This is a genomic window from Mesorhizobium sp. B2-3-10, assembly GCF_006442275.1.
In the GTDB taxonomy this organism is placed as follows: Bacteria; Pseudomonadota; Alphaproteobacteria; order Rhizobiales; family Rhizobiaceae; genus Mesorhizobium; species Mesorhizobium australicum.
In genome coordinates this window covers 319,317-341,830 of the sequence record NZ_VFVT01000007.1, presented here as the reverse complement: position 1 = coordinate 341,830, position 22,514 = coordinate 319,317, and the positions used below count along the sequence as shown (strand labels likewise).

General features: G+C 64.1%; 26 protein-coding genes. 11 read left to right on the top strand and 15 right to left on the bottom strand.

What is annotated here, in order from left to right; genetic code table 11:
- The first annotated feature begins 165 nt into the window (after nucleotides 1–165).
- On the top strand, nucleotides 166–627 hold the full coding sequence (locus FJ943_RS21895) for a GNAT family N-acetyltransferase (protein ID WP_140724750.1): 462 nt from the start codon (nucleotides 166–168) through the stop codon (nucleotides 625–627).
- A 74-nt stretch (nucleotides 628–701) separates the two neighbouring features.
- Here FJ943_RS21895 and FJ943_RS21890 read toward each other — a convergent pair whose 3' ends face one another.
- From FJ943_RS21890 to FJ943_RS21870, 5 genes are all read right to left on the bottom strand, one after another.
- Nucleotides 702–2,477, bottom strand: coding sequence for a tetratricopeptide repeat protein (locus FJ943_RS21890; RefSeq protein ID WP_140724901.1), 1,776 nt, complete (start codon nucleotides 2,475–2,477; stop codon nucleotides 702–704).
- A gap of 142 nt (nucleotides 2,478–2,619) precedes the next feature.
- The gene (locus tag FJ943_RS21885; protein WP_140661437.1) at nucleotides 2,620–3,069 is read right to left on the bottom strand and encodes a DUF1284 domain-containing protein; all 450 of its coding nucleotides are present in this window, start codon (nucleotides 3,067–3,069) and stop codon (nucleotides 2,620–2,622) included.
- Nucleotides 3,066–3,659: a biotin transporter BioY gene (locus tag FJ943_RS21880; protein ID WP_140724747.1), complete on the bottom strand. Its 594-nt coding sequence runs from the start codon at nucleotides 3,657–3,659 to the stop codon at nucleotides 3,066–3,068. The genes FJ943_RS21885 and FJ943_RS21880 overlap by 4 nt, the downstream gene beginning before the upstream one ends.
- A gap of 107 nt (nucleotides 3,660–3,766) precedes the next feature.
- Nucleotides 3,767–4,435 (bottom strand): GntR family transcriptional regulator, encoded by a 669-nt coding sequence (locus FJ943_RS21875; protein WP_140617323.1) that lies wholly within the window; start codon nucleotides 4,433–4,435, stop codon nucleotides 3,767–3,769.
- 99 nt (nucleotides 4,436–4,534) lie between these two features.
- Nucleotides 4,535–5,551 carry a polyprenyl synthetase family protein gene (locus FJ943_RS21870; RefSeq protein WP_140724744.1) on the bottom strand — a complete coding sequence of 339 codons (1,017 nt, stop codon included), beginning with the start codon at nucleotides 5,549–5,551 and terminating at the stop codon, nucleotides 4,535–4,537.
- Nucleotides 5,552–5,739: 188 nt separating this feature from the next.
- On the opposite strand from FJ943_RS21870, the gene FJ943_RS21865 reads away from it, so the two are divergent.
- The 6 genes from FJ943_RS21865 to moaB all read left to right on the top strand — a co-directional run bounded on the left by FJ943_RS21865 (nucleotide 5,740) and on the right by moaB (nucleotide 9,443).
- Nucleotides 5,740–5,964 (top strand): DUF2007 domain-containing protein, encoded by a 225-nt coding sequence (locus tag FJ943_RS21865; protein ID WP_015318845.1) that lies wholly within the window; start codon nucleotides 5,740–5,742, stop codon nucleotides 5,962–5,964.
- Complete coding sequence (locus tag FJ943_RS21860) at nucleotides 5,964–6,764, top strand: methyltransferase (RefSeq protein ID WP_015318846.1); 801 nt, start codon at nucleotides 5,964–5,966, stop codon at nucleotides 6,762–6,764. The genes FJ943_RS21865 and FJ943_RS21860 overlap by 1 nt, the downstream gene beginning before the upstream one ends.
- 77 nt (nucleotides 6,765–6,841) lie before the next feature.
- Nucleotides 6,842–7,705: a S49 family peptidase gene (locus FJ943_RS21855; RefSeq protein ID WP_140724898.1), complete on the top strand. Its 864-nt coding sequence runs from the start codon at nucleotides 6,842–6,844 to the stop codon at nucleotides 7,703–7,705.
- 82 nt (nucleotides 7,706–7,787) lie between these two features.
- Entirely contained in the window at nucleotides 7,788–7,973 is a 186-nt protein-coding gene (locus FJ943_RS21850; protein ID WP_015318848.1) for a membrane protein, read from the top strand.
- 5 nt (nucleotides 7,974–7,978) lie between these two features.
- Nucleotides 7,979–8,902, top strand: coding sequence for a 4-(cytidine 5'-diphospho)-2-C-methyl-D-erythritol kinase (locus FJ943_RS21845; protein WP_181174608.1), 924 nt, complete (start codon nucleotides 7,979–7,981; stop codon nucleotides 8,900–8,902).
- The gene (gene moaB / locus FJ943_RS21840) at nucleotides 8,889–9,443 is read left to right on the top strand and encodes a molybdenum cofactor biosynthesis protein B (RefSeq protein ID WP_140724738.1); all 555 of its coding nucleotides are present in this window, start codon (nucleotides 8,889–8,891) and stop codon (nucleotides 9,441–9,443) included. The genes FJ943_RS21845 and moaB overlap by 14 nt, the downstream gene beginning before the upstream one ends.
- A 203-nt stretch (nucleotides 9,444–9,646) precedes the next feature.
- On the opposite strand, the gene FJ943_RS21835 is transcribed toward moaB, so the two are convergent.
- Nucleotides 9,647–10,174 (bottom strand): glycosyltransferase, encoded by a 528-nt coding sequence (locus FJ943_RS21835; RefSeq protein ID WP_140724735.1) that lies wholly within the window; start codon nucleotides 10,172–10,174, stop codon nucleotides 9,647–9,649.
- Between the two features lie 150 nt (nucleotides 10,175–10,324).
- Here FJ943_RS21835 and FJ943_RS21830 point away from each other — a divergent pair, with 150 nt between their 5' ends.
- Nucleotides 10,325–11,479 (top strand): PA0069 family radical SAM protein, encoded by a 1,155-nt coding sequence (locus FJ943_RS21830; RefSeq protein ID WP_041163509.1) that lies wholly within the window; start codon nucleotides 10,325–10,327, stop codon nucleotides 11,477–11,479.
- A 152-nt stretch (nucleotides 11,480–11,631) separates the two neighbouring features.
- The gene (locus FJ943_RS21825; protein WP_140724732.1) at nucleotides 11,632–12,327 is read left to right on the top strand and encodes a ribonuclease HII; all 696 of its coding nucleotides are present in this window, start codon (nucleotides 11,632–11,634) and stop codon (nucleotides 12,325–12,327) included.
- Nucleotides 12,328–12,455: 128 nt separating this feature from the next.
- On the opposite strand, the gene FJ943_RS21820 is transcribed toward FJ943_RS21825, so the two are convergent.
- The 7 genes from FJ943_RS21820 to FJ943_RS21790 all read right to left on the bottom strand — a co-directional run bounded on the left by FJ943_RS21820 (nucleotide 12,456) and on the right by FJ943_RS21790 (nucleotide 17,991).
- Complete coding sequence (locus FJ943_RS21820) at nucleotides 12,456–12,947, bottom strand: F0F1 ATP synthase subunit B (protein ID WP_015318854.1); 492 nt, start codon at nucleotides 12,945–12,947, stop codon at nucleotides 12,456–12,458.
- A gap of 10 nt (nucleotides 12,948–12,957) precedes the next feature.
- On the bottom strand, nucleotides 12,958–13,557 hold the full coding sequence (locus FJ943_RS21815) for a F0F1 ATP synthase subunit B (RefSeq protein ID WP_140724730.1): 600 nt from the start codon (nucleotides 13,555–13,557) through the stop codon (nucleotides 12,958–12,960).
- 62 nt (nucleotides 13,558–13,619) lie between these two features.
- On the bottom strand, nucleotides 13,620–13,844 hold the full coding sequence (locus tag FJ943_RS21810) for a F0F1 ATP synthase subunit C (RefSeq protein ID WP_013896722.1): 225 nt from the start codon (nucleotides 13,842–13,844) through the stop codon (nucleotides 13,620–13,622).
- Between the two features lie 66 nt (nucleotides 13,845–13,910).
- Complete coding sequence (locus FJ943_RS21805) at nucleotides 13,911–14,669, bottom strand: F0F1 ATP synthase subunit A (protein ID WP_140617330.1); 759 nt, start codon at nucleotides 14,667–14,669, stop codon at nucleotides 13,911–13,913.
- A 56-nt stretch (nucleotides 14,670–14,725) separates the two neighbouring features.
- Entirely contained in the window at nucleotides 14,726–15,127 is a 402-nt protein-coding gene (locus FJ943_RS21800) for an AtpZ/AtpI family protein (RefSeq protein ID WP_140724727.1), read from the bottom strand.
- Nucleotides 15,128–15,384: 257 nt separating this feature from the next.
- A complete protein-coding gene (locus FJ943_RS21795) occupies nucleotides 15,385–16,566 on the bottom strand; it encodes a cell wall hydrolase (protein WP_140724724.1) in 1,182 nt (393 codons plus the stop codon).
- Between the two features lie 144 nt (nucleotides 16,567–16,710).
- Nucleotides 16,711–17,991 carry an MFS transporter gene (locus FJ943_RS21790; RefSeq protein WP_246671915.1) on the bottom strand — a complete coding sequence of 427 codons (1,281 nt, stop codon included), beginning with the start codon at nucleotides 17,989–17,991 and terminating at the stop codon, nucleotides 16,711–16,713.
- Nucleotides 17,992–18,107: 116 nt separating this feature from the next.
- Between FJ943_RS21790 and FJ943_RS21785 the strand changes: the two genes are divergently transcribed.
- Nucleotides 18,108–19,028, top strand: a complete 921-nt coding sequence (locus tag FJ943_RS21785; protein WP_140724721.1) for a LysR substrate-binding domain-containing protein — start codon at nucleotides 18,108–18,110, stop codon at nucleotides 19,026–19,028.
- A 37-nt stretch (nucleotides 19,029–19,065) separates the two neighbouring features.
- On the opposite strand, the gene der is transcribed toward FJ943_RS21785, so the two are convergent.
- Together der and FJ943_RS21775 are read right to left on the bottom strand one after the other, a co-directional pair.
- A complete protein-coding gene (gene der, locus FJ943_RS21780; RefSeq protein WP_140724718.1) occupies nucleotides 19,066–20,496 on the bottom strand; it encodes a ribosome biogenesis GTPase Der in 1,431 nt (476 codons plus the stop codon).
- Nucleotides 20,497–20,557: 61 nt separating this feature from the next.
- Nucleotides 20,558–21,223 (bottom strand): tetratricopeptide repeat protein, encoded by a 666-nt coding sequence (locus FJ943_RS21775; protein ID WP_140724715.1) that lies wholly within the window; start codon nucleotides 21,221–21,223, stop codon nucleotides 20,558–20,560.
- Between the two features lie 256 nt (nucleotides 21,224–21,479).
- Here FJ943_RS21775 and FJ943_RS21770 point away from each other — a divergent pair, with 256 nt between their 5' ends.
- Complete coding sequence (locus tag FJ943_RS21770) at nucleotides 21,480–22,493, top strand: polysaccharide deacetylase (protein ID WP_181174601.1); 1,014 nt, start codon at nucleotides 21,480–21,482, stop codon at nucleotides 22,491–22,493.
- Nucleotides 22,494–22,514 lie beyond the last annotated feature (21 nt).

Genomic DNA, 22,514 nt, shown 5'->3' with positions numbered 1-22,514 from the left:
CCACGTCCTAGAGACACGGCGGCGAAGCGTCAAGCAAGGCGCACGCCCGCGACCTTTGCAGGACCGGTCGAAAGCTTTGCGAGCGGCTGGCCCATTGCCGGACGTGGCGACCTGCGCTCTCTTCGAAGCCCTGTATCACCCATGTCAACGACGACAGGTCAAGCCATGTCCAACCCCGTCACCATCCGCCCCGTCACGCGCCAGGATTTCGACCGATGGCTGCCGCTGTGGGACGGCTACAACGCTTTCTATGGCCGTTCGGGCGAGACGGCGCTGGCAAGCGACATCACGGCAATGACGTGGTCCCGCTTCTTCGACGCCTATGAGCCAGTGCATGCGCTGGTCGCGGAAAACGAAGGCGAGTTGCTTGGCCTCGTCCACTACCTGTTCCACCGCAGCACGACGGCGATCGCGCCAAACTGCTATCTGCAGGATCTTTTCACCAGCGAGGCCTCGCGCGGCAAAGGCGTCGGCCGGGCGCTGATCGAAGGCGTCTACGAGCGCGCCAAGGCGGCCGGTTCCGGCCGAGTATACTGGCTGACGCATGAAACCAATCACGCGGCGATGAAGCTTTATGACAAGGTCGGCGAACGCTCTGGCTTCGTCGTCTATCGAAAGATGTTCTGAGCGCGTTCTGAGCAGACGGACATCAAAACGAAAACGGGGCTCCGAGAGCCCCGTTCGGATTCCAAAAAGGCGTTTCACCCCTTCGGGGCGGGAACCGGCTCCGGCTTGACCTTCGGGGTTTCCTGCGCCGTGTTGGACTCGATCGGCGGCAGGCCCTTCATCAGCTTCTGTTGCAAGGAGGCAAGCACGTCGGGATCCGGCTTCAGGTCGCGGGCCTGGTTCCATTGGAAGGTGGCTTCCAGCTTGCGGCCGACGCGCCAGTAGGCATCGCCGAGATGGTCGTTCAGAACCGGATCTTCCGGCTTCAGCGAGACCGCGCGTTCCATCTCGCGCACCGCGTCATCGAACCGGCCGAGGCGGAAATAAGCCCAACCCAGGGAATCGACGATGTAGCCGTCGCTCGGCTTGAGATCGACGGCCTTCTGGATCATCTCCAGCCCTTCCTTCAGGTTGGTGTTCATGTCGACCCAGGAATAGCCGAGATAGTTCAGCACCTGCGGCTGGTCTGGCTGCAATTCCAGCGCCTTGCGGAAATTCGGCTCGGCCTTTGGCCATTCCTTCAGCCGCTCATAGGCGATGCCGCGCTGGTAGAAGATGTTCCAGTTGGCGGCGGTCGGTGTCTTCAGCACCTCGACGGCCTTGTCGTAGAGATTGGCGGCGGAGCGGAAATCCTCCTTCGAGGAGTAGACACCGCCGAGCGCCAGATAGGCGCGCATGTCGTTTGGATGAGCTTCGACGAAGGCCTTCAGATGCGTGATCGCCTCGTCATGGCGGTCGAGATCGGCAAGGTTGAGGCCAAGCTGCAGGTCCGAAATCTCCTTCAGTGGCGAAGAGTCGGGGATGCGCCGATAGAGTGCGATGGCGCCCTCGCCGTTCTTCAGCTGTTCGGCAACGGCGGCGAGCTGCACGAGGGCAGCGTCGCTGTCGGGCTTCAGGGCCAAGGCATATTGCAAATAAAGGCGCACGAATGGCTCGCCGCCGCCACGGTTGAGCGCGGTGGCAAGATCGAGCAGGATTTCGGAAGCACCGTCGGACGGACCGGACACGAAGGGCGCGATCTTGTCGCCCTTGCTGATCCTGTCGCGCAAGGCGACGATTTCCAGCTTGCCCGGCGAGAACGCCTCGGCCTGGTCGAGAACCGACATCGCCTTGGCCTTGTCGCCCTTACGGGCCAGGAACGAGGCATAGGCCTGCGCATTGCGCATCCAGGTTTCAGGCGCCGCACCGCCGGCGGTGGTGTCCTGCATCGTCGCGGCATAGATAGCCTCGGCCTTTTCAGGCATACCAGACGCATCGGCGATCAGGGCGCGGTGGAAGGATTTGAACAGGCCGAACCAGTCAGGCCCCTGCAGCTTGTCGATCGAAGCCATCGCTTCGCTGGCCTGGCCGGCACCTTGCTCGGCCCAGCCGGACATGACGCCGGAGATCAGCCGATCGAGATCGGATTCCAGCGACAGCTTGAGCCAGTACTGTGCCTTGGTGAAATCCTTCTTGTGGAAGGTGTCGACCGCCAGCGCCAGGCGCGAGAAGCGCTCGACATCGGGCACTTCCTTGAGCTTGTCGGCATAGACCAGCGATTCGTCGAAGCGGCCTTGAGCGATCAGCGACAGCATCAGGCTCTGCTGCAGGGCTGTGTCTCCAGGATTGAAGGCCAGGGCTTGCTTGTAATAGGCGATGGCGCTGTCGAGGTCGTTGTCGCCCTCGGCGATCCTGGCAGCCAGATAGGCGCCCGAGAACGACGAGATCTTGACCGGTTCGGTGGATTGCTTGGCATAGGCCGGCAATGCCGAAATCGCCATGCCCGTCACAATTGCCAGCCTTGTCAGCCAGCGCGCACGTCCTTGCTGCATCATATCCCTTTCAGCCAGGCGCCATCTCCGCGTCAGCGGATCGACCCAGACTCGATCTTTCCAGGCAAAGCATGGCCTTTTTGGGGTCGCGCTTCAATCCGCCTGAAATTCACAATCGGGTCACCCGATTAACAAACCATGGCTAAATGGGACGGTTTTGCGCGTCAACAGGCCGCCGCAGCCGCGTATCGCGATAGCCGCCGCTTGCCACCGCGCCGCACAGCCCGCTCCATTCGCAGCCGCCGCACGCCTTGCGCACGTGGCCGGTCGAAAACGCCTGCCGCAGCCTTGTCAGGATGGCGGCATCGAGATCGAGGCGGATGCCGTGCCGGATCGGCCGAGCCAGCAGCGCTTCCACGTCTTCCGCGGCCTGCCGGTCCCGCCCGGCCGCGCCGTCACGCAGGCAGTGCGGTTCCGGCTCGCCAAGCAACGGAGCGCAGATGTCGTCTGGTCCGGAAACGAGGAGGATGTCCTCGCCCCGGCTCAAGCGCTCCGCGATTCCGTCATAATTGGCGGTGAAAGCGGGGCTGTATCCCTTGCCCACATAGGTGAGCAGGCAAAGGAGATGGTGGGCGCGCAGCCTGACCGTCACGGCTTCGGCAAGTTCATCTTGCCGCGCGGGAGCGCCATCAGCGTCGCGGCGCCAAGCGCCGATTTCAGCAACCCGCCGACGATGAACGGCACGAAGCCGAAGGTGATGGCCTTCTCGGCGCCGATCATGACGGCAAGCCAGGCTGTGCCGAGAGTCAGGCAGGCAAGATTGCCGAGCAGCATGGCGGCGAAGGCAGGCAAAACCCTGTTGCCGTTCCAGCCGCGCTCGGCCAACCAACCGACCAGTGCGCCGGTGACAGGAAAGGCAAAGAGATAGCCACCCGTCGGGCCCACGAAATGCTGAATGCCGGCAGCGCCGCCGGCCAGGACTGGAAAGCCGACAGCACCTTCGACCAGCCATGCGGCGATCGTCACCGCGCCAAGCCGCCAGCCATAGAGCGCACCGATCAGCGTCACGGCGAAGGTCTGCATGGTCACCGGAACCGGCACCATCGGAACCTCGATGTAAGAGGACAGCGCCAGGAAGAGCGTGCCGAGCACGACGGCGCCGGCCTGCCAACCGAGCGATCGCTGCTGGAGACGCAGCGGGCTGAAGGACGGTCTGGCGGACGAGAATGCGAGGTTGGTCATAGGCTTCCCTTCGGTCGATCCGAAATTATAGATAATTTCTGTTTTCGGTCTATTATCGAATCCACATTTCTGGAGCGATAGCAAGCCTGGGCTTGGGAAAAGATCGTTCAACCCACGATCGCGAAAGCTTCGCGCGTGGCGCCGGAGGCTGTCTTGACCGGCTTGCGGCCAATCCATTGGACATGCCGTCCCAATGTTGCCGCGGCCGATTCGGTGTTTCCCTGCCGCAAGGCGGTGAGGATCGCCCGGTGGTCCTGGTCGGTGCGCGTCTCCCACTCCGAGCGCCAAGCCGCGAACAGGAAGCGCGCGCTTGCCGCGTGCAGGTCGTCTATGGTGGCAAGCAGGCGGGGCATGCCGCAGGGCGTCAGGATCAGCCGGTGAAAGGCGCGATTGGCCTCCTCCCACGACCTGACGTCATGGGATTTGTCGCCGGCTTTTGTCGCCTCCTCGGCCTGGTCGAGAATGGCCGAGGTCAGATGCGGCGCGGCTTGGCGCAGTGCCAGCACTTCGAGTGCGGCCCGCATTTCGGCGACCTCCTTGACCTCGCCCAGATCGAAGGCCGCGACACGCACGCCACGACGCGGCTCACTGACGGCGAGGCCCTGCGCCTCGAGTCGGCGAAAGGCCTCGCGCACGGGAACGTGGCTGGTGTTGAATTCCTCGGCGACATGATCCTGCCGCAACCTCGCCCCTGGCTCGATCGCGCCGGAGATGATGCGATCCGCCAAAACCTTGCCGATGCGGACCGCGATGGTGTCGTCAGTGCCCTTGGCCATGTTTTATAGATAATTTGCGACTGGGCTGCTTGTCGAGACGGCAGGGCGAATTCACAGGTGTCTTTTTACCGACGGCCCCGGTAGCAAGCCGTCAGGCGCTCAGTTCACGCGGCTGATGCAGAAGTCGATGACGTCGATCAGCGCCGATTTCTGCGGCGTCTCTTCCAGCGGCGCCAGCGCGTCGCGGGCGATCTCGCCGAAATGGCGAGCGCGCCCGATCGTGTCGGCAATGGCGCCGTGGCGGGTCATCAGGCCGATCGCCCTTTCCAGCCCGGCGTCGTCGGTGACATTGTCCTCGATGGCGCGCTTCCAGAAGGTGCGTTCGGCCTTGCTGCCGCGCCGGTAGGCGAGGATGACCGGCAAGGTCACCTTGCCCTCGCGGAAATCGTCACCGACATTCTTGCCCAGATCCTTGCTGGTGCCGCCATAGTCCAGCGCATCATCGATCAGCTGGAAGGCAAGGCCGAGATTCATGCCGTAGGAACGCAGCGCCGCACGGTCGTTGCGGGTCGCCTGGGCGATGACCGGGCCAACCTCGGCGGCGGCCGAAAACAGCGCGGCGGTCTTGGCCTTGATGACGGCGAAATGCTCGTCCTCGGTGGTTTCGAGGTTCTTGGCGGCGGCCAGCTGCATGACCTCGCCCTCGGCGATGATCGAGGCTGCGCTGGACAGGATGTCGAGCGCTTCGAGCGAGCCGACATCGACCATCATTCGGAAGGCCTGGCCGAGCAGGAAGTCGCCGACCAGCACGCTGGCCTGGTTGCCCCAGATCATGCGGGCGGTCTTCTTGCCGCGCCGCATGCCGCTTTCATCGACCACGTCGTCATGCAGAAGCGTGGCCGTATGCATGAATTCGACCGAAGTGGCGAGCTTGACGTGGCCCTCGCCGGCATAGCCGAACATCTGCGCCGCAGCCAGCGTCAGCATTGGCCTGAGCCGCTTGCCGCCGGAAGAGATCAGGTGGTTGGCGACCTCGGGAATCATCTCGACGTCGGAGCCGGCCTTGGACAGGATCAGCTCGTTGACACGTCCCATATCGGCAGCAGTCAGATCGATGAGATCCTTGATGGAGGCGGGCTCCCGCTTCCCGTTTTCGATGTTGAGAACGACACCCACGACAATCACTCCCGTCTTGGTATAACGCGTGCGACGGCACCCTTAGTCCCGACAAGACTCTAGGGCGGCTGGCACGGCCACGGCAAGTGGCGAATTGGCGCGGCGGCGGCGACAGCGTGTCAACGCCGGGAAATGCGGGAATGCGGCCGCACGTTTACATGCACGCCGCAACCTGCGAGTTTCTTGCGATGATAGAGCTCATCCGCACCAACGACGCCGTCATCATCTCCTTTGTCGAATCGCTGATGCGCGATGCCGGGATCGGCTGCTTCGTCGCCGACCAGAACATGAGCGTGCTCGACGGCTCGCTTGGTATCCTGCCGCGACGCGTCATGGTGGATGCCGACCAGGCCGACGCCGCGCGCCGCATCCTGACCGATGCCGGCATCGCCAACGAGATCCGGGGGAAATAATGTCGGCCGCGCCAGCCGCCCTTGTCCCGGATACGCCGGCCCACACGGTCGACGCGTTCCACCGCGGCCGGTTCTGGCTCGTGCAGCCCAAGCATGGCGGCCATCGCGCCGGGATGGATGCAATGATGCTGGCCGCATCCGTACCGTCCTCGTTTGGCGGACGGCTCGCCGATTTCGGGGCCGGCGCCGGTGCTGCCGGTCTTGCGGTGCTGTCGCGCTGTCCGGGTGCCCAGGCTGTGCTGGTCGAACGCGCGCCTGAGATGGCGGCCTTCGCGGCAGCCACGCTTGCCCATCCGGGCAACGCGCACCTCAGCGATCGCGCTGCCGTGCTCGTCGCCGATGTCACCGTGTCGGGCCGCGCCCGGGCCGCCACCGGCCTTGCCGACAATGATTTCGACTTCGTCATCATGAACCCGCCTTTCAACGCCGCACGGGACCGCGCCACTCCCGAGCCGCTAAGAAAGGAAGCGCATGTCATGGAGGACGGACTGTTCGAAAGCTGGATCCGCAGTGCGGCGGCGGTTGTCAGGCCGCGTGGCGGGCTTGCCGTCATCGCCCGGCCCGAACAGCTCGGCGCCATTCTCGACGCGATTTCAGGCCGCTTCGGCGAAGCCGAGATGCTCGCCGTGCACCCTCGCCCGGACGCGGCCGCAATCCGCATTATCGTGCGGGCAGCACTTGGGGCACGAGGAAAGCTCGCCATCCGTCCGCCCCTGATGCTTCACGCGCGATCGGGCAACGGCCCCGACGAGCGCAGCGAAATGATCACCAACGGGCTCGCCTCGCTGTTCGGAGACTGAGCTGTTGGCGGCCTACACATTGCCGTTGGCCGGGAAATCCCTACATGCCTGCAACCATCGCCGGAGACCACGCCATCGTGAAACGTCTTTTCAACCGCCTGCTGCCGAAGTCCTGGCGCTCCTCCGTCGTCACCGTTCCGGTCATCCGACTGCACGGCACCATCATGGCCGGCGGAGGCCAGTTCCGGCCGAGCCTGTCGCTTGCTTCCACCGCCGGACTGATCGAAAAGGCGTTTTCCTTCGAGGCGCCGGCGGTCGCGATCTCGATCAATTCGCCGGGCGGCTCGCCGGTGCAGTCACGGCTGATCTTCAAGCGCATCCGCGACCTTGCGGTCGAGAAGAATAAAAAGGTCCTGGTCTTCGTCGAGGATGTCGCGGCGTCCGGCGGCTACATGATCGCGGTCGCCGGCGATGAAATCTTCGCCGATCCCTCCTCCATCGTCGGCTCGATCGGCGTGGTGTCGGCCTCGTTCGGTTTCCCGGAACTGATGAAGAAGATCGGTGTCGAGCGCCGTGTCCACACCGCCGGCCAGAACAAGGCGGTGCTCGATCCGTTCAAGCCCGAGAAGAAGGAAGACGTCGAGCGGCTCAAGGTGCTGCAGCTCGAAGTGCACGAGACCTTCATCGATCTGGTCAAGGAGCGGCGCGGTACGAAGCTGGCGGACGATCCAGACCTGTTCACCGGGCTGTTCTGGACCGGCAAGCGAGGCCTGGAGCTCGGCCTCGTCGATGCGCTGGGCGACATGCGCACGGTGCTGAAGACCCGCTTCGGGCCGAAGACCCAGCTCAGGCTGGTGGCGGCGCCGCGCGGTTTGTTCGGCCGCTTTGGCCTGTTCGGCTCGAGCAAGGGCTTTTCGGCGCCCGATATCGCGGCGGCTGCCGCCAGCGGCGTCATCAATGCGGCGGAAGAGCGCGCGTCGTGGGCGCGCTTCGGGCTTTGAAAAAGCCATGAAAGCGTCTAGCATGGTTGCCCGAAAGACCCGACCGGCCGGTCTTACCGGCCCAGCGTGGTAGGAGTTTGACATGCCGCAGCTCATTTTTTTCGCCGTCGTCGGCGTCGCCGCCTATTTCGGTTACCGCACCTTCGTGCGCGAGGCTGAACGCGTGACGGCCAAGGTGCGGCGCACCGAAAAACAGGCGGCCAACGGCGCGATGGGAACGCTGGTCAAGGATCCGCAGACCGGCGAATACCGGCTGGCCAAGGACTGACCCTCATTTCACTCGCAATCGAGACTGCGGAATCCGGTCAGCGTGTCCGGACATGGGCCGCACCCGCCAAGATAAACCTAGCTTTGCACGTCACCGGCAGGCGCGCCGACGGCTATCATCTCATCGAAAGCCTGGCTGTGTTCACGCGCTTTGGCGACAGGATCGAGATCGCGCCGGCCGACGCCGATGAGTTCAGCGTGTCCGGCCGCTATGCGGCGGACGTGCCGCTCGATGGCGGCAATCTTGTGCTGAAGGGCCGCGACGCCGTGCGGCAGGCCGCCGGCGTTCGGAGCACGCCGCCGGTAAGCATCAGGCTCGAAAAGAACCTTCCGGTCGCATCCGGCGTGGGCGGAGGGTCGAGCGACGCAGCGGCCGTGCTGCGCGGGCTGACCGAGAGCTGGGGGCTGGAGCTCGATAGCGCCGAACTGGCGCGGATCGGTCTTTCGCTTGGCGCCGATGTGCCGATGTGCCTGGCGGCAAAGCCGCTGGTCGCGCGCGGCATCGGTGAGGAACTGTCGATGGTGCCGGATTTTTCAGCACTGGGTCTCGTGCTGGTCAATCCGGGTGTGCCGGTCTCGACGGCGGAAATCTTCGCCGCACTTTCGCATCGCGATAATGAGCCGCTGCCGCCGCTGCCGCGCAGTATCGATTTTCACAGCCTGCGCAACTGGCTGGAAATCACCCGCAACGATCTCGAGCGGCCAGCCCTTGCGATGCAGCCCGCCATCGGCAGGGCGCTTTCATGGCTTGATAAGGCCGGATCGGGCTTTTCACGAATGTCCGGATCGGGCGCGACGTGCTTCGGCCTGTTCGAGACCGGCAATGTCGCCAAGCGCGCGGCGGCCGAGATCCGCGACCGCCAGCCCGACTGGTTCGTCGCGGCAACGCGCAGCATGGCGTCGGAGGCTGGGCGAGATGGCCAGAATTGACGAGAGCCGTGCCTTCATTCCGGTGCGCATCGCGGTGCTGACTGTTTCCGACACACGCAGCCTGGCCGACGACAAATCCGGCCAGACACTGGCCGATCGCATTACCAAGGCCGGCCACATCCTGGCCGCCCGCGATATCGTCACCGACGACCGCGAAAAAATCCGCGACGCCGTTCTGGCGTGGTCGCGGGACAAGGCCATCGACGTCGTGATCACCACTGGCGGTACCGGTTTTACCGGACGCGATGTGACGCCCGAGGCGCTGGAGCCGATCTTCGAAAAGCGCATGGACGGATTTTCGGAAGTGTTCCACCGCATTTCCTATGACAAGATCGGCACCTCGACTATCCAGAGCCGGGCGACCGGCGGTGTCGTCAACGCCACCTTCGTCTTCGTGCTGCCGGGATCGCCCGGCGCCTGCAAGGACGCCTGGGACGGCATCCTCGAGCCACAGCTCGATTACCGGCACATGCCCTGTAACTTCGTCGAGATCATGCCGCGCCTGGACGAGCATCTGCGGCGCGGCAAATCGGCCCCGTAAAAGCCTAGGCAAAGTGTCGGCTTCAGGTCCTGTTAGCCAGGCTGACGACATCGGCAATGCGGCGCAGGTTCGAGACTGGCAGTGCCGGATTTGTCAGGGGTCGAAAGATCCATGGTGATCCTCGGGGTGTGATGACAGCGCCGACACAGCGTCGGTGCCTGTCATTCCGGCATGACGTACAATGAACAGAGCACCTGCAAAAATCACCTCGAAGGGCGGCGCTCGTGCCTGGGCGGCGCCGCCCAGATCTCGGCGTCGAGTTTCTTTGTCGCCAGACCGCGTGCCAATGCCTCGGCGCTGCCGGCATTCTTGGACAGAGATGCCGCCTGTCGCTTGCTGATCACCAGTCCGTCGGCGAGCGCGCGGTTTGCCGAAAAGACCCGGGCCAGGAGCGGTGGACGGCTGCCCCGCGCCCGCGAGAACCGGGCCGCCATCGTCTGCCTGGCCGTATGGGCGACGACGGCGTCGATCCAGCCCTCCACCAGCCTGGCACCCGGTTCGAGAAACAGCAGCCAGTCACCCTTGGCCTGGCGGATGCCGGCGGCGATGCCGCCGCTCCCCACATAGTGGCAGCCGGCATGCTCGGCGACGCGATGCGTCTGGTCGCTGGAGCCCGTGTCGCAGACGACAACCTCGCGCACCACGCCCTCGACCGCGCCGCCAATCAGCGTCGACAGCGTACGGGCGAGACCCTCCTCGTCATTGTGCGTTTCAATCAGAACACTGAGCATGGTTAGCCGAATAGCGGAAAGCGTTGGTCGGCGCCAGTTTTTGCAGCGCACCATAGAAAGTTCTTGATTTGTTCTCATCGACAAAATAGGAATAGTTTCATGAGCAGAGCGATTCGACACAACATGGACAGTCCCTGGGAGCGGGCGAAGATGGAACCGATCATGCGAGCCGACATTGCTGCCTTCGGAGCAGGGCGAGCCGAAATGGCCAACGCGATGATCGAGCAGAGCGGCATGCGGGTCCGTCCGGACCGCAACCGCGGCCGGTCGGCAGGCATCAATCCGTCCGGTCGGTTCGAACCTGTCAGCCGGCATGTCTTCGACGATGGCTGGAGTTCGCTGGAGGAACTTCCTCCCTTCAAGACCGAGGTGCAGGTGGAAAAGCCGCGCACCATCATCACCCGCAACGAATCGCCCGACATCTCCTTCGACCGGTCGATCAATCCCTATCGCGGCTGCGAACACGGTTGCGTCTATTGCTTCGCGCGGCCGACACACTCGTTCATGGGCCTGTCGCCGGGCCTGGACTTCGAATCCAAGCTGTTCGCCAAGCCCGACGCGGCACGCCTGCTCGACAAGGAATTGTCAAAGGATGGCTACCAGCCGCGCACCATCGCCATCGGCACCAACACCGATCCCTACCAGCCGATCGAGAAGCAGTACCGGATCATGCGCGAAATCCTCGAAGTGCTGGAGGCGCGCGGCCACCCGGTCGGCATCGTCACCAAGTCAGCCCTGGTCGTGCGCGACATCGACATTCTGTCGCGCATGGCGGAGCGGGGCTTGGCCAAGGTGGCGCTGTCGGTGACGACGCTTGACCGCATGCTGGCCAGGACGATGGAACCTCGGGCATCGACGCCGACCAAGCGGCTGGAGGCGATCAGGCAGCTTTCGGATGCCGGTATCCCCGCTTCGGTGATGGTGGCGCCGATCATTCCGGGCCTGACCGACCAGGAGATGGAACGCATCCTCGACTCGGCGCACCATGCCGGGGCGCGCGAAGCCGGCTATGTGGTGCTGCGCCTGCCGCTGGAGGTCAGCCCGATCTTCAAGGACTGGCTGCTGCGCCACTATCCCGACCGCTACCGCCACGTCATGTCGCTGGTCCGTTCGATGCGCGACGGCAAGGACTACGATTCGGAATGGGGCAAGCGCATGAAGGGCGCCGGACCCTATGCCTGGCAGATCGGCCGGCGCTTCGAAATCACCGCAAAGCGGCTCGGCCTCAATGCCGAGCGGCGTACGCTGCGGACCGACCAGTTCGTCGCTGCCGGCAAGGACCAGGAGCAGTTGATGCTGCTCTGAACCGAAAATCGCCTCGGCTGTTCATTGCCGCCGTGGCAAAGAAATCCCGTCCGGCCTGCCCCGGCCTGCAGACGGTGCCCTCCCGGTCCGGCGCCCCACCCGACCCGGAGGGACTTGCGGAGAATCGGAGCCGATGCGAACCTCGCCGCAACATGGCTCGCGCGCGTTCTGATTCTCCGCCTCTCTTCGAAATCGTCGAGAAACCCGATTTCTCCTTCGAGACGAAGGCGATGGCCGATGGTTTGTGGCCGGTCGCGGGGATGGACGAAGCCGGCCGCGGCCCGCTCGCGGGTCCCGTGGTCGCGGCGGCAGTGGTGCTCGACCCCGCCAATATTCCAGAGGGTCTCGACGATTCCAAGCGGCTTAGCCACCTGCAGCGCGAAGCGCTGTTCCTGCACATCATCGGCTCCGCTCTCGGCGTCTCGATGGCTTCGATCAGCGCCGAGGGCATCGATGGCAGCAACATCCTCAAGGCGAGCCTCGAAGCGATGCGCCGCGCACTGGTCGGGCTGCCGGTGCAGGCTAAGCTCGCGCTCGCGGATGGGCGCGACGTGCCGCCGGGATTGCCCTGCGAGGGGCGCGCGCTGATCAAGGGCGACCAGCGCTCCCAATCGATCGCCGCAGCCTCGATCGTCGCCAAGGTCATGCGCGACCGCATGATGCGCGGCTGCGGCAATCATCACGGCCGCTACGGCTTCGAAGTCCATATGGGCTACGCCACGGTCCGGCACCGCACGGCGATCGAGGCGCATGGGCCAGTGGCTCGGCTGCATCGCACCTCGTTTGCGCCGTTTCGGCTGGGCGGGACTGAAGTGGTTGAGGAAGAGAGCTTGGCCGGGCTGGAGTAGGGCGACGGCAGTGGCAATTCCATCTTCCCCACGAGGGCGGAGATTGGCCGCTTTGACGCGCCGCTTTCTCCCAAACAAAAAAGCCGCCAGGTTGCCCGGGCGGCTTCGTGTCAGCGACTGAAGAACGCTCAGTTCAGCTTGGCCTTCACATCCTGCAGCGCGGACCTGAACAGGTCGGCTCCGGCCTTAGCGTCAACCTTGGCGGCGAGCAATGCGCGTGCCGCCTCGACGGCTATATCGACGGCGCTGGCCCGCACTTCGGCAACCGCGTCACGCTCGGCTTGGCCGATCTTCTGCTCGGCAAGCGCGGTGCGCCTGGCAACGTAGTCCTCGGTCTTCTTGTGGGCGTCGGCAGCCAGCAGTTCGGCCTCACGCTTGGCGGCCGCTACAATGTCGGCGGCCTCCTGCTCGGCTTCCTTGCGCTTCTTCTTGTATTGGCCGAGCAGTTGCTGGGCTTCGTCGCGCAGCTTGCGGGCCTCGTCGAGCTCACTGCTGATCCTGGCGGCGCGGGCGTCGAGCGCCTTGGCGATCATGCCGGGCACCTTGATGTAGATGGCGATGGCCAGGAAGATGATCAGGGCAATCGTGGCCCAGAGCGTTGCGAGAGATGTAGCGTCCATGATGCGCTCCTCACCGGGCCACGGATTTGACCGCGGCCGCGATCTCGGCCTTGCTGGCCTTGCCGCCAACGAGTGCCTCGACGATCGCCGAAGCGGTATCCTCGGCGATGCTGCCGACTTCCTTCATGGCATTGGCCTTGATGGAAGAAATGCGTGCCTCGGCCTCGCCAAGCTTCTCATCGAGCGCGGCCTCGATCTTCTTGCGCGCGGTGTCGGCTTCCGCCTTCGCCGCATCGCTGGCCTGCTGGCCGATCGAGTTCGCGTTCTTCTTGGCTTCCGCCAGTTCCTGTTCGTAAGCGGCAACGGCGGCGTCGGCCTCGCCCTTCAACTTGGCCGCCTGGTCGAGATCCTGGCTGATGCGGTCGTTGCGGACATCGATGATGCCGCCGACGCGCGGCATCACGACCCGCTTCAGGAACAGGTAGAACAGCCCGAACGTGATCGCCAGCCACAGAAGCTGCGACGGAAACGTCTCCGGATTGAATGGCGGAAACGTGCCGTGCGCTTCGGCAGGCACGCTGGTGCCGGAATGCGTGTCTCCTCCGGTCGCAGCGTGGCTGGTGTCGGCTGGTGGCGCGGACTCTTGCGCGAAGGCAGATGTCACGAACATGGACTATCCCCAGATATCAGGCCCGCCGCTTGCGCGGCCGACCTGTCCAATCTTCTCAGTACTCAGCCGAACAGGGCCAGCAGCGCAATGAGAAGCGAGAAGATGCCCAGAGCTTCGGTCACGGCGAAGCCGAAAATCAGGCGGCCGAACTGGCCGTCGGCGGCCGACGGATTGCGCAGCGCGCCCGAGAGGTAGCTGCCGAAGATGTTGCCCAGGCCAATGCCCGCGCCACCCATGCCCAGGCAAGCGATGCCGGCGCCGATGTACTTTGCTGCTTCTGCGTCCATTTGTTCAACTCCTTTGGATCTGAAAATTCCGTTGCTATTCCATCCGGCGTCGTGCCGGAAACCTGATTAGTGCGAAGGATGGAGGGCGTCGTTGAGATACATGCAGGTCAGCACCGCAAAGACATAGGCCTGCAACAGCGCCACCAGCAATTCGAGCGCCGTCAACGCCACCGCCATGGCCAGCGGCAGGATCGATCCCGCAATGCCGAGCGCACCCAGCGCACTGAGGCTGACCACAAATCCCGAAAAAACCTTCAGCGTGATGTGGCCGGCGAGCATGTTTGCGAACAGACGAACCGAGAGGCTGACCGGGCGCGACACGAAGGAAATCACCTCGATCGGAACGACAAGCACCATCATCAGGAGGGGCACGCCCTTCGGCACGAACAGCTTCAGGAAGCCAAGGCCATGCTTCATGAATCCATAGACGATCACGGTGCCAATCACCATGATGGCCAAACCGAAGGTGACGATGATGTGGCTGGTGATGGTGAAGAAATACGGGAACAGGCCGAGCAGATTGGCGACCAGCACGAACATGAACAGCGAGAACACGAAGGGGAAGAATTTCATGCCCTGCGTGCCGGCGGCATCGCGCAGCATGTTGCCGACGAATTCATAGGCCATTTCGGAGACCGACTGCAGCCGGCCGGGAACCAGGCTGCGGCTCGACGTCGTCAGGTACAGGAAGGCCGCGGCAATGACCACGGTCGCGACCATGAACAGCGCGGAATTGGTGAAGGACAGATCATAGCCGCCGATCTCGATCGGAACCAGCTTGATGATATGGAACTGGTGGATCGGATCGACCTTGTCAGCTGCCACGTTCAAACCCCGTCAATGCCGCGCACGGCTAAATTACCATTGCCGCGCCAGGGCGGCTATTTGCTGTCGCCTCGGTCAGGACGCGATTTATCGCCCTGTCCGAATTCCGCCACAACGCCAGCTGAACGCATGACATTGAGCACGCCGGCGCCAAAACCAAGCAGCAGGAAAATGATCAGACCCCACGGCGATGTCCCCGCCATACGGTCGATGATCCAGCCGATGCCGGCGCCTACCACCACCCCGGCGATAAACTCGCTGGATAGCTTGATCGCCTGACCGTATCCGGTCACTGGTTTCGCGTCGTCTTTCCCCTCGAGCCGGTTCGGCAGCCTTGTCGCAAGCGATGCTCCAAGTTCACGCCGACGTCGCTCAAGATCGTCGTCGCGGATTTCGGGGTCATGCTGCTTGCCGCGGCCGGTTTCTCCGGTTCCGTCTGGCCTGTTTTTCTCGGCCATCGCAACCCCCCTGCCCGGGCAGACCGTCACCGTCCGTCCGCTTCTAAAGTCGCCGGCAACATAGTTAGAGGGTTTGCGCCCGTCAAGCCACGGAGGGAAGTTCCGCGCTGTGTATTTTAGCTAGTAAAATCAATCGGTTAGAAAGGTGCGACATCGTGCCCTTTGCGATCGGCGGGATGCGCCGCGCGAATCCCCCCGACAATGTCTCTCCGATCGACCGTGCGACCGTGCGAAAAGACGGGCGGGCGGCGGACCGTTCAGCTCCAGCCACCACCATAGGTCCGGTAGAAGATATGCAGGCCGATCTTGGTCATCTTCTGCATCGTGCGGGCCCAGCCGGGATGGACGTAATTGGCATAGTAGTGGGTCGACGATCCCACTTCCGGAATGAAGATCTTGCCAGCGGTGACGGCCATGCCGACATCCTGAGCGGTCTTGTAGGCGACCGGATTGTCGATGCGCTTCTTCCTGCCGTCGCAGGCGAAGGAGAACTGGCAGCGGTTGAGCCAGCTGTCGTTCTGGTAGACGACGCCGCAGATCGAATTGGGATAGGCGGGATTGCGGACCCGGTTGAGGATCACCTGGGCAACGGCGGCCTGACCGCGCACTGCTTCGCCGCGGGCCTCGAAATAGATGCCGTTGGCCAGGCACTTCTGCTCCGGCTTGGAGAAGACGCTGGCCGGAAGCGGATTCTGGATCCACGAATGGTCGCCCTTGGCCATCGGCGGAATGAAGCGGCCGCTGTTGGGCTCTTCATCCTGAAGCAGGGCTTCAAAGGGCGAGGCCTTGGCATAGTCCGGCGCGGATTGCGCATAGGCGGTCGCCAGCACATCGGGATGGTCGTTGTTGACCAGGGCCGCAAGCATGGCCGGCACGCCGGGATCCGGCTTCTTGTCCTCACGCGCATGGAATGCCGCGGCGATCTGGATTTCCTTGCCTTTGATCCGCGGCTTGGCGAAGGCCATTTTCAGATCGCCGTCCATGCTCGGCCGCATCAGCGAGGAGGTCCGCTGGAAGATCGAGCCGGCATTGAAGTTCTTCGGTGGCGCCACGGGAGAGACCTGGACGATGCGGCCCTTCTTGTCGGCGCGCACGACGCGATCCTCGTCGGGCGACCCGCTGACCTTGCCGCCCTTGCCGCGAAACGAGACGGCGCCGACACCGGGAAGGCGAACACCGGAACCCGAGATCGAGCTGGTGATGTCGGAATCGACGAACGGCATCTCGGCGGCGTGGACCGAACCGGCGACGGATTTCTCGACATAGGAATTCCAGCGCGTGGTCGGCGATTCAAGGCCGGAAACGAGGCTGGTCATGTCCTGGTAGGCAGCGACGGTCGGAAAGCCGATCCAGATACCGAGACCAATGATGAACGGAGACACAAGGCTGCGTTTCTCACCGGCGACGGCCATCAGCCGCTTCAAGACACGTCGATGCACGGAACTCTCTCCAGGAACGCAACTGACCCCACTGGAGAGCAAAATGATGCATTAACCTTGATGGGACGTTAACGAGGTCGGTCAGGTTTTCTCGGTCGGCTAGAGGTCGTGGGTTCGAAGTCGGGCGATTTTGCGGCGGGAGGCTCAGGTCCGCGGCAGGAAGATCGGCCAGGCGACCAGGGCGCAGGCGGCTGCCGACAGCCACACGCCGGGCCATGACCAGAGGTGCAGCAGCCCTGGAATGGCCACCGGAACCAGGAAGAAGCCGACGAAGACAAAGCTGTTGGCAAGGCTGAGTGCGGTTCCGACATGGCATGCACCGGCAAGCGTGGCAAGCTCGGTATAGGCAACGCCGTGCCAGGCGGAGACCGAGATGCCGGCAACGACAAGCACCAGGGGCAGGACAGCGATCAGGAAAGGTTGGCTGCAAGGCGTTGCGGGAGCGGCCAGAACCAGCAACCAGAGCACCACGAAGGCCAGCGCGCTCAGCGCACTGCACAAGCGAAGAAATTGACGGCGGTTGCCGTGGCGGTCGGTAAAGCGGCCGCTCCAGACGCGCATGACCATGGCGCCGACCTGTACAGCGGCGAGGCTGGCGCTGATCGCCGTCGTGCCAAGCCCGGCAAAGTCGTGCAGGAACACCGATGCGAAAGTGAGGACCGCCACCTGCGGAAAGCAGAGCAGGCCGATGGCGGTCGAGATGCGCCAGACCTCGATGTTGCGCAACGGTGCCGGTCCGGCCACATCAGATGAGACGGCGTCGCCCGCCATCGGCGGTTCGTGCAGCCAACGCCAGGCGAACAGGGCGGAGAGAGCGGATGCCGCCGCCAGAAGCCCGAACACCGCGGCGAAACCGAAAGCCAGGGCAAGCGAAGGCAGGACGAGCGCGCCAAGGCCGCCACCAAGCGGCACCGCCGTCTGCCGGATGCTCATGGCAAAACCACGCTCATTCTGCCGGAACCAGGCCATGATTGCGCGGCCGCTCGAGCCATTGACACTGCCGCCGAGCAATCCCGTGACGAGCAGGCTTGCCGCCAGCAACGTGACATCGGGAATGCTTGAGCTTGTCGGCACGACGAGCATCGCCATCGCAAGCAGCCAGGCCGCCGTTGCACCGAGGCCGATCAGAAGCACGCGGCGATCCCCCCAGCGGTCGGTGAGCAGGCCCCATGGCAGCTCACTGAGCGCAACCCCCAGTCCAAGAAGACCGAGGGCCAGGCCAAGCTCGGCATTGCTCAAATGATAGCCCTGGCGAAGCACGACCGCCGTTGCCGGTATGCCGGAGAAAGTGGCCGAGAAACCGGCATTCGCGGCAACCCCGATGCCAAGAACCTTCCAGCGGTGGTTGGGGCCGAAGGTCCGGCCGGCCGCGGCGATGCCTCGCCCGGATAGCTGGCAATCGTTGCGAATGACGGTGGCAGACATGATTCCATTCCCGTGACGCCGGCCGAGCGGCCTTGACGGGAGGCATATAGCGCCATAGCTTCATCCATAAAATCAGGAATATTTTGATCAATAATCCTGAAAATAGGGATGATCTTATGCGCCGCGTCACCTTCGATCTCGACGTGCTGAGGACTTTCGTCACCGGCATGGACCTGGGAAGTTTTGCGAGGGCAGCTGAGCGGCTTGGCCGCTCGACCTCCGCCGTCAGCGCGCAGCTGAAGAAACTGGAAGAGCAGGCCGATACGCCGATCTTCCGCAAAGCGGGGCGCGGCCTGTCACTGACCGAAGCCGGCGAGACGATGCTCGGCTATGCGCGGCGCCTGATCGAGCTCAATGACGAGGCCGCCCTGGCAATCCGCGACATCGAACTGGAGGGCTGGGTGCGGCTCGGCCTGCAGGAGGATTTCGGCGAGGCCGTGTTGCCGGAAGTGCTCGGTCGCTTCGCTCGCGCCCACCCTAAGGTTCGGATCGAAGCACGGATTGGACGTAGCCACGAATTGGCCGAGCGTGTCCTCTCCGGCAACCTCGACATTGCGCTCGCCTGGCATGATGGTACGACGCTGCCGTATAGCCGGCATGTCGCCGACGTGCAGGCGCGCTGGATCGGCCCGTCGAAACCGATGGAGGCGGGCCCCCACGACGGCGAGGCGCTGCAGCTGGTCGTGTTCGAGGCGCCTTGCCTGCTGCGCACCGTGGCGACCGAGACGCTGGATCGTGCCGGGCGGCCCTGGCGGATGGCGTTCTCCAGCCCCAGCCTTGGCGGCATATGGGCTGCGGTGGCGGCGGGCCTCGGGCTGACGATCCGCACCGATATCGGCCTGCCCGCGAATGTCCGGGCGCTCGCGCCCGGAATGCTAGGACTGCCGCCGCTGCCGAAGATGGCGCTGCATCTGCATCAGAAGGACGCCGAGCTCGATCCGGTCGCGGCGCGGCTGGCCGGCATCCTGCTGCAATCGGCGTTCGAAGCGTTGCCCGAGGGCGCCGAAATGAAAGAGAACCTGCTGAAAGTCGCTTAGCCGCAGCTGTCGGCGGAGGGGGTCGCCGCCCCTATGGTTAACGCTTCTTCGCGCGGCCGGCGAACGGATTGTCCGAAGTGCGCAGCGCGATGCGGATCGGCACGCCCGGCATGTCGAAGGCTTCGCGCAGGCTGTTGGAGAGATAACGGACATAGCTTTGCGGCATCGCGTCCGGCCGTGAACACTGGACCACGAAGCCCGGCGGCCGGGTCTTGGCCTGGGTGACGTATTTGACCTTCAGCCGGCGTCCGGCGACGGCGGGCGGCGGGTGATGCGTCAGGATGGCTTCAAGCCAGCGGTTGAGCTTGCCGGTCGAAACACGGCTGTTCCAGACCTTGTGCGTTCTCAACACCGCATCCATCAGCTTGTTCAGGCCGCGTCCGGTCTCGGCCGAGACCGGCACGGCCTGGATGCCGCGCGCCTGCGGCAACAGCCGCTCGGTCTTCTCGCGCAGTTCGGCCAACAGTTCCTGCGGGTTGTCGATCAGGTCCCATTTGTTGAAGGCAATCACCGGTGCCCGGCCCTCGCGGATGATCAGATCGGCGATCTGCAGGTCCTGCTTCTCGAAGGGAATGGTGGCGTCGAGTACGATGATGACGATCTCGGCGAAACGGATGGCGCGCAGGCCATCCTGCACCGACATCACTTCCAGCTTTTCGTGGATCCTGGCCTTGCGGCGCATGCCGGCGGTGTCGAACAGTTTGATGCGGCGGCCGCGCCAGTCCCAGTCGACCGAAATGGAATCGCGGGTGATGCCGGCTTCCGGTCCGGTCAGCAGCCGCTCCTCGCCGATCAGCGCGTTGATCAAGGTCGATTTGCCGGCGTTCGGCCGGCCGACGACGGCGATGCGCATCGGCTTGGTATCGTCATAGGATGGCTCGGCGTCCGGATCGGCGATGTCCTCGCCGATCAGCACCTCGCTGGCGGCGGCCTCTTCGTCGTCTGTATCCTCGTCTTCACCGAAGGCGCGCCCCTCGCCGAGCGCTTCGATCACGGCGTCGCGCAGGTCGGGCATGCCCTGGCCGTGCTCGGCAGAAACCGGGATCGGTTCGCCAAGGCCAAGTTCCCAGGCCTCCAGCATGCCGCCCTGGGCGCCCTTCGCCTCGGCCTTGTTGGCGACCAGCACGACCGGCTTGCCGGATTTTCGCACGATCTCGGCAAAGGTCCTGTCATCCGGCAGCAGGCCGGACTTGGCGTCGATGGTGAAAAAGATCAGATCCGCCTCGCGGATGGCGATTTCGGTCTGCGCGCGCATGCGGCCTGGCAAGGTCGAAGCGCCGGCGTCCTCGAAGCCCGCGGTATCGATGACATCGAAATGCAGATCGTAAAGCTTGGCGGCGTGGACGCGGCGGTCACGGGTCACGCCCGGCGTGTCGTCGACGAGCGCCAGCTTTCTTCCCACCAGCCGATTGAAAAGCGTCGACTTGCCGACGTTAGGTCTGCCGATGATGGCGACTTTGAATGTCATCCGACCCTACATCTTCCACGCATGTCGTGGTGCCAAACCGCTGCGCGCCTTGGGCAAGGGGTCACGATGCACTGCCCGACCCGCGGATCAGCTCGGACATCAAGGTCGCCCGCTCGCGCGTGTTGCGCGGGGCGCCATCATCGGCGGCGATCTGATCGAACAGCTTCAGCGCATCCTGGGTCTTGCCTTCCTTCCAGGCGGCAAGGCCAAGCGCCTCGCGCGCGCTGTGGCGCAGCGTGTTGGTGTCCGACGTCAGCGCCTCGACGCGGCTCGACACGTCGGCGAAGGAGCCATGATCGACGAGCAGGAACGCCGCCCTCAGCCGCGCCATGTCGCGCAGGCCCTGGGGAATGGCGGTGTCGGCGGCGACATCGTCGAAGTCCTTGACGGCGGCATCGACGTCGCCCTTGTTGGCCTTGACCGTCGCGGCACGCATGCGAGCGAGCAGCGGATAGGCGCCGTAGCCATCCTTTTCCAGCTGATCGAGCGCGGCCAGCGCGTCATCGTTCTTACCGTCATTGGCGAGCTTCAGCGCCTGCGAGAAGGCATCGCCGGAGCGATTGGCGCGCGTCTCGTCCCAATAGCGATAGCCGACGAAGGCCGCGGTGCCGAGCACCACAAGCACCGCAGTGACAAGCAAGGCCGGGCCAAAACGGTCCCACAGCTTCTGCGCCTGCTCGCGACGCATCTCATCATTGACTTCGCGAATAAAACTGTCGTCGGACATCAATCAAAACCATTCCTGCCCCGGGGCCGGGGCGGTTCATGAGCCCGCGTTTTAGCGAAATTTTGTCGGCATGGAAGGGGTTCGGCCGGAAAATCGGCTATTCCTGGGGCAAACAAATGTTTGTCCCCGGCGCAAACCAATGTTTGTCCCCGGGACAAACCAATGTTCGTCCCGGGGGGCAACCCACGAATTCCCCAATCGCACCGGCGCCACATTTGGGCGATAGCCGGCTTGCCGACACCCGGAGCCCGTGAATTTGCCAATGCCTTGTTTGTCCCGCGTTGTTTTGTTCTCGCTTGCCTCACTCGCCACCGCCGGCGCGGCCCTGGCCGATCCGCCCGCGCCACCAGCACCGGCAAGGCCGAAGCAGATCGTGATCATCTCCTTCGACAGCGCGCGCGACATCTCGCAGTGGAAGCGCAGCCGGGCGCTGGCCCAGCGCACCGGCGCGCATTTCACCTATTTCCTGTCCTGCGTCTTCCTGCTGTCGCCCGAGACACGCGGCCAATACACCGCGCCTGGCAAGACGGCGGGCAAATCCAACATCGGCTTCGCCGCCTCCAGGCAGGACGTGGCAGAGCGGCTGGAACAGATCGGCCTCGCCGCCCATGAGGGTCACGACATTGCCAGCCACGCCTGCGGCCATTTCGACGGCAAGGACTGGAGCAAGGCCGACTGGCTGAAAGAGTTCGCCTCCTTCGAGCACATTTTTGAGAACGCCTATGCGATCAACGGCATTGGGCCCGAACCCGAGGGCTGGCGGGAATTCGCGCGGCATGCGGTGGCGGGTTTCCGGGCGCCCTATCTGTCGACCGGCAAGGCGCTTTACGAGGCACTCCCGACAGCCGGTTATCGGTTCGACGCCAGCGGCGTTTCAATGGGTCCTGCCCTGCCGCCGACCGTTGGCGGCGTCACCCGCTTTTCCCTGCCGCAGATTCCCGAAGGGCCGAAATCACGGCCGGTGATCGCCATGGACTACAATCTGTACGTCCGCCATTCCGGCGGCTTCGAGCGGCCGAGCAACGCCGGCGAGTTCGCGGACCGGACCTATCAGGCGTTTCGCGCCGCCTTCGACGCGCAATATCGGGGCAAGCGCCTTCCGCTGGAACTCGGCTTCCACTTCACGCTGATGAATGACGGCGCCTACTGGAATGCGCTGGAGCATTTTGCCGGCGAAGTCTGCGTCAAATCAGATGTCGAGTGCATCAGCTTTCGCGATTACATCTCGCGGCAGGATGGCGGCCAGAAGCAGGCGCCGGTTGGCGGCTGAGCCGCCAACCGGCGTTTCGTC

What these genes read in the sequence shown, in the direction of transcription:
- FJ943_RS21895 (WP_140724750.1), top strand. Translation starts at nt 166, where the DNA reads ATGTCCAACCCCGTCACCATCCGCCCCGTCACGCGCCAGGATTTCGAC.
- FJ943_RS21890 (WP_140724901.1), bottom strand. Translation starts at nt 2,477, where the DNA reads ATGCAGCAAGGACGTGCGCGCTGGCTGACAAGGCTGGCAATTGTGACG.
- FJ943_RS21880 (WP_140724747.1), bottom strand. Translation starts at nt 3,659, where the DNA reads ATGACCAACCTCGCATTCTCGTCCGCCAGACCGTCCTTCAGCCCGCTG.
- FJ943_RS21875 (WP_140617323.1), bottom strand. Translation starts at nt 4,435, where the DNA reads ATGGCCAAGGGCACTGACGACACCATCGCGGTCCGCATCGGCAAGGTT.
- FJ943_RS21865 (WP_015318845.1), top strand. Translation starts at nt 5,740, where the DNA reads ATGATAGAGCTCATCCGCACCAACGACGCCGTCATCATCTCCTTTGTC.
- FJ943_RS21860 (WP_015318846.1), top strand. Translation starts at nt 5,964, where the DNA reads ATGTCGGCCGCGCCAGCCGCCCTTGTCCCGGATACGCCGGCCCACACG.
- FJ943_RS21850 (WP_015318848.1), top strand. Translation starts at nt 7,788, where the DNA reads ATGCCGCAGCTCATTTTTTTCGCCGTCGTCGGCGTCGCCGCCTATTTC.
- moaB (WP_140724738.1), top strand. Translation starts at nt 8,889, where the DNA reads ATGGCCAGAATTGACGAGAGCCGTGCCTTCATTCCGGTGCGCATCGCG.
- FJ943_RS21835 (WP_140724735.1), bottom strand. Translation starts at nt 10,174, where the DNA reads ATGCTCAGTGTTCTGATTGAAACGCACAATGACGAGGAGGGTCTCGCC.
- FJ943_RS21830 (WP_041163509.1), top strand. Translation starts at nt 10,325, where the DNA reads ATGGAACCGATCATGCGAGCCGACATTGCTGCCTTCGGAGCAGGGCGA.
- FJ943_RS21825 (WP_140724732.1), top strand. Translation starts at nt 11,632, where the DNA reads ATGGCTCGCGCGCGTTCTGATTCTCCGCCTCTCTTCGAAATCGTCGAG.
- FJ943_RS21820 (WP_015318854.1), bottom strand. Translation starts at nt 12,947, where the DNA reads ATGGACGCTACATCTCTCGCAACGCTCTGGGCCACGATTGCCCTGATC.
- FJ943_RS21815 (WP_140724730.1), bottom strand. Translation starts at nt 13,557, where the DNA reads ATGTTCGTGACATCTGCCTTCGCGCAAGAGTCCGCGCCACCAGCCGAC.
- FJ943_RS21810 (WP_013896722.1), bottom strand. Translation starts at nt 13,844, where the DNA reads ATGGACGCAGAAGCAGCAAAGTACATCGGCGCCGGCATCGCTTGCCTG.
- FJ943_RS21800 (WP_140724727.1), bottom strand. Translation starts at nt 15,127, where the DNA reads ATGGCCGAGAAAAACAGGCCAGACGGAACCGGAGAAACCGGCCGCGGC.
- FJ943_RS21790 (WP_246671915.1), bottom strand. Translation starts at nt 17,991, where the DNA reads ATGTCTGCCACCGTCATTCGCAACGATTGCCAGCTATCCGGGCGAGGC.
- FJ943_RS21785 (WP_140724721.1), top strand. Translation starts at nt 18,108, where the DNA reads ATGCGCCGCGTCACCTTCGATCTCGACGTGCTGAGGACTTTCGTCACC.
- der (WP_140724718.1), bottom strand. Translation starts at nt 20,496, where the DNA reads ATGACATTCAAAGTCGCCATCATCGGCAGACCTAACGTCGGCAAGTCG.
- FJ943_RS21775 (WP_140724715.1), bottom strand. Translation starts at nt 21,223, where the DNA reads ATGTCCGACGACAGTTTTATTCGCGAAGTCAATGATGAGATGCGTCGC.